We start from the raw sequence: 6,708 nt of genomic DNA, 5'->3' as shown, positions 1-6,708 counted from the left end.
GATCAGATTTGGGCATTTTCACTGAGCGCCGTCATTTGTCGCTGTTGAGGTGGACGTTGGTAGGTCCACGGACATCCAATGATCCGTCTGAACCACCTCCGAGCGGTTTTGGGTTCGAGTCACACGACCGAGTGGCGTCTTCTAAACTGAAAGCGTGGGCACTTCGTGGATTGCGAGCGGTGGTTCGGGCACCGAAGGCGGCTTCCGATGCGGATGGTGCGAGCCGCGACAGCGGCCGATGTCTACGCGCACCCGCGAGCCGAGCTTGCGCGGCTGACGGACCTGGGCCTGCTGCACCAAGTGGCGACGGGCTTCTACGTGGCCGTGCCCGACGATCGGGTCGGGACCGAGTGGATGCCTGGCCTGGAGGCTGCAGCAGTTGGTATCGCTGTCGCGGCGTACGGCCGCGATGACGCTGTGGTGATGGGTATCAGCGCAGCGCGGTTGCACGGTGTTCTTCCGCGTGCGTTGGCGACGGCTGTGGTGGCTGTGCCGACGCGACACGATCCGATTCGGTTGGTGGATCGGCCGGCGTTGGTTCGGTTCGTCGTGCGCGACACCGCACGTCTGGATGCGGAGCGTATCGATACCGAGTTGGGTCCGGTGTTGGTGACGACTGCGGAGCAGACGGTGTTGGATCTGGTAAAGCGTCCGGGTCTCGGTGACGCCGAGGCTGAGGTGTGGCCGGCGGTGGAGCAGTTGTATCGACGGTGCGATCCGAAAGTGTTAGCCGAGATCGCTGGGGCTCAGAAGATGCGAATGACGTTGACGCGGCTGCAGGCTCGGTTGGGGGAGAAGTAGTGAATCCCCGCGAGTTGGCCTCGGTGGCCGCGCAATTCGGTGTCGCGCGTGCACAGGTCGAGCGGGATCACCTGATCTCGCACCTGCTCGGCTATCTGAGTGCGCATTTCGCGGATCGGATTGTGTTCATCGGCGGAACAGCCTTGGCTCGAACCCATTTGGTCGATGGTCGTCTCAGTGAGGACATCGACCTGATTGCGGTCGGTTCCAGATCGGAGGTCGCTCGTGATCTCGTCCGCGCTCTCCCACGCGCGGTGATGCGCAGCCACGGGCGATTGGTGTGGGACTCGGCGATCAGCGAGGTGCCCGAGCGCCTCGGTGCAGTGGTGAGGTCGCAGTCCGGTCTGGCTGTCAAGGTGCAGTTGCTGTCGGCGGAGGGTCGCCCAGCATGGCCGCTGGAAAACCGGCGGCTCGAACAACGGTTTGAGGATGCACCGGGAGCTGAGTTGACGGTGCCCACGCAGCCCGCGTTCGTTGCGGGTAAGACGGTGACCTGGTGTGAGCGGCGGGCGTCGCGTGATCTGTGGGACCTGTGGGCACTCAATTGCATTGGCGCATTCGAACCGGAAGTGGCCGATTTGTATCGGAGGTTCGGGCCCACGAACAAGTTGCCTGGTGAATTGCAGTTCGCGGATGCTCCGACCGAATCCGATAGGGAGAGCGAGCTTTTGCGCGTCCGGACCCGTATCTTGCGAGCTGGGTGGTCGATCAGCCGTCGGAAGCGTGGAGGTCGACATCGGGGAAGCGCTCATCGAAGACGCGTTGGACATCGGGGTTGACCGCAGCGAGAACCTGATCGAGGAGCGTGCCGAGTTGCAGCGTCTGCGAGTGTCCTAGGACGTCGATCATGACGCGCCTGACTTCGCGGACGTGCCCGGGGGCGGCCTGGGCGACCACGTCCTTACCCTCCTGCGTCAGAGCCACCTCTGTGAAGCGACCGTTGTCGGTATCCGGTCGGCGACGCACCCAGCCGCGATTCTCCATCTTGGTCAGAGTGTGTGACAGGCGAGAGATAGAGCCACCGACGAATGCGGCGAGGTCACTCATGTGGACCGTCTGATGGGGCGTGTCCGATATACATGAAAGGACCATGTAGTCGAAGTTGTTGATTCCCGCGTCTTGCTTGAGCTGGGCACTCAGGACTGTCGGCAGCGACTCGACCAGACCGGCGAGCGTCAGCCACGCCCGGATCTCCTCCCGGGTCAGCCATTGGGGGTCGCTCGTCAACCTTGACGGTAAACACGCACTGTTGAAATATCAACTATGGGTGTCGAGGTGTTCCGAAGGGGGAAGTCCGGACGGGACAAGGAAAGCTTTGAGTCTCGACCCTGTGGGAGGGTCTCAGGACGTGAGCTTGGCTTGGTAGCGATCGAGGAGCGACGGGACGCCGGCGGTCGGGGGTGCCCACGAGTTCGGAACCGGACAATCGACGGCGACACGGCGGGCCGCAGCCACGAAGTCGCGGGTCAGAGGCGAGTCGACGTCCGAACGCCACCCGATGGACAACGGTGTGGGGGGTATGCCAGTCACCGGAACGAATGCCAAACCTGGCCTCGCATAGAATCTTTGAGTTGACGCTTGTGAGAACGCCACGCCCTTGCTGGAGAGGATGGCTTCGAAGCACTCGTCGACAGTGGAGACTTCGGCACCGAGACGAACGGTCTCACCATCCCTCGAGCTGACGGCGAGCCAGAAGTCCCTCCATGATTCCGGGCTGCGCCTCGCGACGAACGGTTGCCCCGCCACTTCTTCGACACTGGTCGAATCTTGCTGCGCCAGAGGCGAAGTGGATGCTACGACAAGCACTCTCGGCTCCACGAACAGTGTCTCGAGCGCAAGCCAGTCCTGCACGACGACCGGCGGCCTGACGAACGCGACGTCGACCGACCCGTCGCCGAGTCCGACGTAGGGGTCGGTGAAGTCGAACGACTGCATCTCGACCGCGACGTCGGGGTGGAGAGCACGGAAAGCCGACAAGATGTCCGGCGTCAGCTCCGCGGCAGCGTTCGCCTGGAATCCGACGATCAGGTTGTTGCGCCCGCTGCGGCCCACCTGACGTGTCAACGACGCGACACGCTCGGCATCGGCGAGAAGCTGCCTGCTCCCTTCGAGGAGCTTGTCCCCGGCAGGGGTCAACGAGACATGACGGGAATCGCGGATGAACAGTGCGGTTCCCAAGGCGTGTTCGAGTTTGCGAATCTGCACGCTGAGCGAGGGCTGTGCGATATGCAGCCGCGCTGCTGCCTTGCCGAAATGAAGCTCTTCCGCGACGGCCACGAAATACGACAACGGCCTGAGCTCCAACGGAAGATTCACGTCCCCGATGCTATTCCCGCAGCTAGACCAGCACCAGTAGTTGTTTCCTATCGATCGGGCGACCGATTGGTATTGGACGAACCCGCAGGTCCAGCGTGTGATGGGTCACATGACAACAGCAACCGACACCACCACCCAGACCCCGGAACAGTGGGCCGACGCGTTCACCCAAGCATCCGACGCAGACGCCGAGATCTCCGCGCACGGCACGTACTTCACTTGCTCGTACCTCCTCGACATGGACACCCACTCCTTCGTCATCGAGATGTCGAACGGCAAAGTCCACGCAATCGCCGTCGACCCAGGCCCGCTCGACCGGCCCTATCAGTTCGCCATCCGCGCCGGCGTCGAGACGTGGCAGGGCTTTGGAGTTCCCGTTCCGGCACCGATGTTTCACGGCATCTGGGCGGCGTCGTTCCAGCGCGACATGAGGCTCGAGGGAGATGTCCTCGTCCTGATGCAGAACCTGCGCTGCGTTACCCGCCAGATCGAACTGCTGCGCGCCGTCGGCGTTCCGGTCTAGTCCCCGACTCACACACGACTCACCGAAGGAACAGAACATGAGCAAGATTTCACCTGTGACCGGCCATTACGTCGATGTCGACGTCGACGGTCTTCTGTACAAGGTCTTCTACCTAGAGAACGGCACCGGCCAACCGTTGGTATGCCAGCACACCGCCGGGTGCCACAACCACCAGTGGCGTGGACTGCTCGAAGACGAGGACATCACGCAGAATTACCGCGTGATCGCGTACGACCTGCCCCGCCACGGCAAGTCCGATCCGCCGGAGAACACAGAGTGGTGGAAAGAGGAGTACAAGCTCTCGGCCGACCATTACGCCAACTTCATCGTGGCCCTGGTCGATGCACTCGAACTGGAGAATCCGATCTTCATGGGTTCGTCGTTCGGTGGCAACATCGCCTTGCAGCTGGCGCTTCGCCATCCGGAACGCTTCGCCGGAGTCATCCCGGTCGAGGGAGCCGACTACTCACCGGGCTTCTACCTCGACTGGTGGCAGCACCCCCACGCGAACGCTGCGCAGGTGTGCGCAAGTGGCACATGGGATCTCATGGCACCACAGTCGCCCGAAGCCGACCGCTGGAAGACCTGGTTCTACTACACGCAGGGATCCGAGGCGTTCAAGGGCGACTTGCACTTCTACTCCGTGGACCACGACCTGCGCGACAAGCTCGACCAGATCGACGGCGACCGTTGCCCGGTCGTCATGCTGACCGGCGACTACGACTACCTCACCACCCCTGAGGACAGTGCCCGCACAGCTGCGCAGATCAAGAATGCGAAGTTCATCGAGATGAAGGACATCGGGCACTTCCCGATGAGCGAGAACCACCCGGTGTTCCGGACGTACCTTATCGAGGCGCTCGAGGTCTTGCAGAAATCCGCGTCCACCTCGGTCTCCGTCTGACCTGACCCTGTGCACACCCGCATGCTCGCCGGCCTCCGACACGGGGCCGGCGAGCATTCTTTTCGGCCCTCGAAAGGGAGATCCCGATGTCTGCCAAACACTTTCCGTACTGGGTTGCCGGCGAAGCGACTATCAGCGGTGTCGCTACCGAGATCCGCAATCCGTTCGACGGTCGCATCGTGGGGACGGTGTTCGAAGCGGCGTCGGAACACGTCGACGCCGCGATCGAGGCGTCCGCCGCGGTGGCGGACGAGTTCGCGGGAACGCCGGCCCACGTTCGGTCGGATGCGCTCGTACATGTCTCGACGCGTCTGCACGAGCGTCGGGAGGAAATCGCTCGGCCCATCTCTGCCGAATCCGGCAAACCGATCAAGTGGGCGCGAGTCGAAGTCGCTCGCGCGGTGTCGACATTTCGGTGGGCGGCCGAGGAAGCACGACGATGGAGCGGGCATCTTCAGCGACTCGACACCGACGCTGGATCGGACGGCCGCTTGGCGCTGATTCAGCGCGTCCCACGCGGTCCCATCCTCGGAATTGCACCGTTCAACTTTCCGCTCAATCTGGTGGCCCACAAGGTGGCACCGGCCCTGGCGGTCGGCGCGCCGATCATCGTCAAACCTGCGCCGGCCACCCCGCTGACAAGTTTGGTGCTCGGCGGAATGCTCGCCGAGACATCGCTTCCGGCGGGTGCTTGGTCAGTGCTGACCGTCTCTAACGACAAGGCATCGGACATGGTCGTGGACCCTCGGCTACCGGTTGTCTCGTTCACTGGATCGGTCCCGGTGGGTTGGTCGATTCGAGAACTCGTTCCGCGCAAGCACGTCACGCTCGAACTCGGAGGTAACGCCCCGGTGGTGGTCTGCGCAGACTGGGCCGACGAGGAAAAACAGGAGTACGCAGCCGAGAGGATCGCACGATTCTCGATGTACCAAGCGGGTCAGTCGTGCATCGCGGTGCAGCGCGTCTTCGTCCACGACAGTCTCTACGACGCCATGCGCCGCCGCATTCTGGCTCACGTCGCGTCGCTGTCGACCGGTTCACCCGACGACGACGAGACCGACGTCGGCCCCCTGATCGACGAGCGCGCAGCCGTACGCGTGGAGGAGTGGATCGAGGAAGCCGTCGAGGGGGGAGCCACCGTTCTGGCCGGCGGAGGACGCACGGGCGCAGTCGTCGAACCGACTGTCATCGAGGATGCACCGCCAGGGGCCAAGGTTGTGGACCACGAGGTCTTCGGGCCCGTTGTCGTACTCTGCAAAGTCGCCTCGGATGCGGAGGCATTCGAACAGGTCAATGAATCCCGATTCGGATTGCAGGCGGGCATCTTCACGTCGAACCTGCAGACGGCGTTCACTGCGTCACGCGTCCTGGACGTCGGCGGGGTCATCATCGGTGACGTGCCGAGCTTCCGCGCCGATCAGATGCCGTACGGCGGAGTCAAAGATTCTGGGATGGGCAAAGAAGGGGTGCATTCGGCGATGGAGGACCTGACGCAGGAGAAGGTGCTCGTTCTGACCGGTATCGAGATTCCCTGAGATTCGGCACGACCCACCCAACTCCGAATGCCTGTTCCGACGGCAAATTCACAGTGCGCCGGCTTTCCCGGCTCTTCCCAGATGACGGTGTAGGTCGGCCGGGCGCGTCGGTCCGCAGATAGACGTCGAGGTCTCCCGACGATGGAGGTTCCTACGCCATCCATCCGAAAGACCTCGACGTGTCCGACGCTACCCCGCCGGCCGGCTTCGGCCGCCCTGACCTGACCGCCTTCGCGGCTCATCCCAATCGACCCTGATCGGGTCTGCTGACCCCCTCGACGAGAACGCAGCGACATCACAGCCACCCAACCCCGACCGCCCGGGAAGCCGGGGCACGTCACATGGCCTGTGCTGCGGGCGTGTCGAGTGGGTCGTCCAGGGGCGACGCAGGAGCGTCGACGCGACGTGCTGAGAGGTGGTTCCAACCGAGCGCTAGGACACCGGCTACAGGCATGGCGATAGGTCAGGAACGGCGTCGCTCCCTGCGCAGGAGGGAGCGCAGAGTCTCGGCGTTCGCATAGCCGACCCGTAGCGCGATCTCGGCGGAGGTGAGGTCCGTGGTTGCTGAGAGGTGCCGCGCTCGTTCGATGCGAAGCCGTTGGACGAAGCCGAGCGGAGTGAGGTTGAGT

At 63.3% G+C, this 6,708-nt stretch carries 8 protein-coding genes; 5 read left to right on the top strand and 3 right to left on the bottom strand.

The annotated features are described in order from the left end of the window. Positions 1-207 precede the first annotated feature (207 nt). Both RHODMAR_RS24080 and RHODMAR_RS24075 read left to right on the top strand, forming a co-directional pair. Positions 208-801 (top strand): type IV toxin-antitoxin system AbiEi family antitoxin domain-containing protein, encoded by a 594-nt coding sequence (locus RHODMAR_RS24080; RefSeq protein WP_008719936.1) that lies wholly within the window; start codon positions 208-210, stop codon positions 799-801. Further along, positions 711-1,580, top strand: coding sequence for a nucleotidyl transferase AbiEii/AbiGii toxin family protein (locus RHODMAR_RS24075; protein ID WP_332307789.1), 870 nt, complete (start codon positions 711-713; stop codon positions 1,578-1,580). The genes RHODMAR_RS24080 and RHODMAR_RS24075 overlap by 91 nt, the downstream gene beginning before the upstream one ends. Here the strand turns inward: RHODMAR_RS24075 and RHODMAR_RS24070 are convergent. Both RHODMAR_RS24070 and RHODMAR_RS24065 read right to left on the bottom strand, forming a co-directional pair. Continuing rightward, entirely contained in the window at positions 1,510-2,028 is a 519-nt protein-coding gene (locus RHODMAR_RS24070) for a MarR family winged helix-turn-helix transcriptional regulator (RefSeq protein ID WP_008719933.1), read from the bottom strand. The two genes, RHODMAR_RS24075 and RHODMAR_RS24070, sit on opposite strands and share 71 nt — an antisense overlap. 114 nt (positions 2,029-2,142) lie before the next feature. Then, the gene (locus tag RHODMAR_RS24065) at positions 2,143-3,117 is read right to left on the bottom strand and encodes a LysR family transcriptional regulator (protein ID WP_042940220.1); all 975 of its coding nucleotides are present in this window, start codon (positions 3,115-3,117) and stop codon (positions 2,143-2,145) included. 109 nt (positions 3,118-3,226) lie between these two features. On the opposite strand from RHODMAR_RS24065, the gene RHODMAR_RS24060 reads away from it, so the two are divergent. The 3 genes from RHODMAR_RS24060 (at position 3,227) to RHODMAR_RS24050 (ending at position 6,079) form a co-directional block, all read left to right on the top strand. After that, positions 3,227-3,640, top strand: a complete 414-nt coding sequence (locus RHODMAR_RS24060; RefSeq protein ID WP_042940221.1) for a hypothetical protein — start codon at positions 3,227-3,229, stop codon at positions 3,638-3,640. 37 nt (positions 3,641-3,677) lie between these two features. Beyond that, the gene (locus tag RHODMAR_RS24055; RefSeq protein WP_008719926.1) at positions 3,678-4,544 is read left to right on the top strand and encodes an alpha/beta fold hydrolase; all 867 of its coding nucleotides are present in this window, start codon (positions 3,678-3,680) and stop codon (positions 4,542-4,544) included. 86 nt (positions 4,545-4,630) lie between these two features. Continuing rightward, complete coding sequence (locus RHODMAR_RS24050; protein ID WP_008719924.1) at positions 4,631-6,079, top strand: aldehyde dehydrogenase family protein; 1,449 nt, start codon at positions 4,631-4,633, stop codon at positions 6,077-6,079. Positions 6,080-6,542: 463 nt separating this feature from the next. Here RHODMAR_RS24050 and RHODMAR_RS27745 read toward each other — a convergent pair. After that, a partial coding sequence (locus RHODMAR_RS27745) for a helix-turn-helix domain-containing protein (RefSeq protein WP_008719922.1) occupies positions 6,543-6,708 on the bottom strand: 166 nt, incomplete at its 5' end.

This window comes from Rhodococcus sp. AW25M09 (assembly GCF_000333955.1).
Taxonomy (GTDB): Bacteria; Actinomycetota; Actinomycetes; order Mycobacteriales; family Mycobacteriaceae; genus Rhodococcoides.
Note: the sequence above shows the minus strand (reverse complement) of the source record. Positions and strands in the feature narration are given on the sequence as shown.

What these genes read in the sequence shown, in the direction of transcription:
- RHODMAR_RS24080 (WP_008719936.1), top strand. Translation starts at nt 208, where the DNA reads ATGCGGATGGTGCGAGCCGCGACAGCGGCCGATGTCTACGCGCACCCG.
- RHODMAR_RS24060 (WP_042940221.1), top strand. Translation starts at nt 3,227, where the DNA reads ATGACAACAGCAACCGACACCACCACCCAGACCCCGGAACAGTGGGCC.
- RHODMAR_RS24055 (WP_008719926.1), top strand. Translation starts at nt 3,678, where the DNA reads ATGAGCAAGATTTCACCTGTGACCGGCCATTACGTCGATGTCGACGTC.
- RHODMAR_RS24050 (WP_008719924.1), top strand. Translation starts at nt 4,631, where the DNA reads ATGTCTGCCAAACACTTTCCGTACTGGGTTGCCGGCGAAGCGACTATC.